Source organism: Maribellus maritimus, from assembly GCF_022267315.1.
GTDB lineage: Bacteria > Bacteroidota > Bacteroidia > Bacteroidales > Prolixibacteraceae > Draconibacterium > Draconibacterium maritimum.
In genome coordinates this window covers 1-2,024 of sequence record NZ_JAIKLE010000117.1, presented here as the reverse complement: position 1 = coordinate 2,024, position 2,024 = coordinate 1, and the positions used below count along the sequence as shown (strand labels likewise).

Annotated in this window: 2 protein-coding genes; both read right to left on the bottom strand. The window is 34.5% G+C overall.

The window, feature by feature from the left end:
- Nucleotides 1-112: 112 nt before the first annotated feature.
- The gene (locus tag K5G00_RS29180; protein ID WP_238770121.1) at nucleotides 113-952 is read right to left on the bottom strand and encodes a hypothetical protein; all 840 of its coding nucleotides are present in this window, start codon (nucleotides 950-952) and stop codon (nucleotides 113-115) included.
- Nucleotides 945-1,571 carry a TIGR02391 family protein gene (locus tag K5G00_RS29175; protein WP_238770120.1) on the bottom strand — a complete coding sequence of 209 codons (627 nt, stop codon included), beginning with the start codon at nucleotides 1,569-1,571 and terminating at the stop codon, nucleotides 945-947. The genes K5G00_RS29180 and K5G00_RS29175 overlap by 8 nt, the downstream gene beginning before the upstream one ends.
- Between the last annotated feature and the right edge of the window lie 453 nt (nucleotides 1,572-2,024).

The following is a 2,024-nucleotide window of genomic DNA, read 5'->3' as shown; positions in this document are numbered from 1 at the left end:
ACGGTCACTTGTAAGTTGTCGTTGCGGATTTCGGAGCTCGTTCCTGTCCGGCAGGACGGAACGATGTTGCGAGAATCCAGCGAACGACACACCACAAACCCCGCAATGCAATTTACAATTTGTTATGCCCAGTTATTTGAAGCATTTTATTTGTTATTTCTTTCTCTATATCTCTAAACTTTTGCAGAAAACTATCAAGTCCATTTTGAGTCATTACATAAATTATTGAAATCATAGGAACACTATTTCTGTGATAATTGAACACAAGTCTAGAAATGTCAACTTTCTTTAGATTTGTCAGGTTGTTTTTGTTGATATTTAATTCGTATAAATCATCTCTTACAAGTAGTATTGGAATATATAAAAAGTGACGAAAATATTCGTCGTAATATGTCTCAGAATTTTTATCTCTATCCCATCTCTCAACGGATTCATCACAGTATTGTAGAATCTTTGAAAATCCTGAGTGTAAATTATCAGGGTGTATTGCCATTAATTCTTGATTATTCCCCTTTTTGTTTTGGAAAGAACAATATTGCGTAAACATAGAATCCTTTTCTTCCAAAAGCTTTTCATAGTAACCAGAATAAGAATCATATTCTAATCCTTGAGGTATTGTTGTTATTTCTCTAAGTCCCTCCCAAATAGGATTATTGGGAGAATACTCCATCTGGGTTAATAATACGATTGGGTAGAGGTTGTTTTTAATTTCGAAAATGAAATGGGTTTTTGCTGCTACTTTGCATCTTGCCACTTTTTCGTCATACTCATAGAATTCTGCAACTAAATCTATTTCTCTACTTTTATTTGTGTGTGGGTCTAAAATTGAGACATTAGACTCAACAAAGTACCCTTTAGATACTAAGTGTTTTACTGTTTGGGATTCAAGGAGATAACCTGAACGCTCAATTGCCTCTAATAGTTCTTTTTCAGATAATTCGATTTTATTCATTTATGTTTGAGTTGTCAATGATTTTTAAAATATCACTTGCTACAACAATTCGGTCAAATGCAGAAACGAAATCCATTTTTACATCTCTATGAGAACAAGGGTTTTTATAATATCCAAATGCACCAGCAATGTAATTTGAAAATGCTTCTCGCTCTGCAAACGGTAATTGTTTATCAGTAAGTATTCCATTGTTTGGATTGTAAGCTTTTCTTATTAGGCTTACACCAACATCCTCTGGTTTGGCTCCAGTTTTTTGCCTAATTTTTATTTCAATTAGTTTAAAAGATTGCAATACTGCACTTTCAAACTCTCCATTATTTAATAGGCTAAAACACTTAGAAATGATTTCAGGATGCACATAGGTTCTTGGGAGTAAAGTGTATTCTTTAATAACTCTATTAAATTCATACTCTAAGAATCGAAATCCTTTTTTTGTTGGATAAAATTCTTCTTCTCCGTTTTCGTCATATCCTCTCTGAAATTGTCTAATGTCAATATGAGTTTCATGACTAGCTTTATACTTAATTCGTGTAAATCTTATCGGTTGATATCCTCCTGGATTAACATCTCCAATAACATTTTGATATTCAATTTTAGCTTCTATCTCTGATTTGCTCATATCTTATTTATAATTGGGCATAACGGCCGCGTGCATGTGGAGTGCGGGATTCATAGCTCCGCCCTTCCAGTTACACACTGAGCCAATTCGTTTATTCCTATTTTTATTTTGAAGCCGATTCGTCATTAACGAATTGGCGTTGTTTAACAAAGCATTACTGCTGGCTTACTAAGCCTGCCAGCATTACATATGCACGTCCTAAGGATGGTACTCCGCATGCAATAAGGCACAACGCATTTGTAATAACCAAAGATGATAAGGTTGGCATTGGTATTTCAAATCCTGAGAAGGAATTAGAAGTTGAAGGTGATGGCTATTTCTCTGGAAACTTGGGAGTAGGTACCTCGGCCCCTTCAAGTAATACCATTTTAAATACAAAATGCCGCATTGAAAATTTTTAGGTAGTGTTTGTTTCCGGTTATTGACATTATGGTTTCGGGTTGCATTTCTATT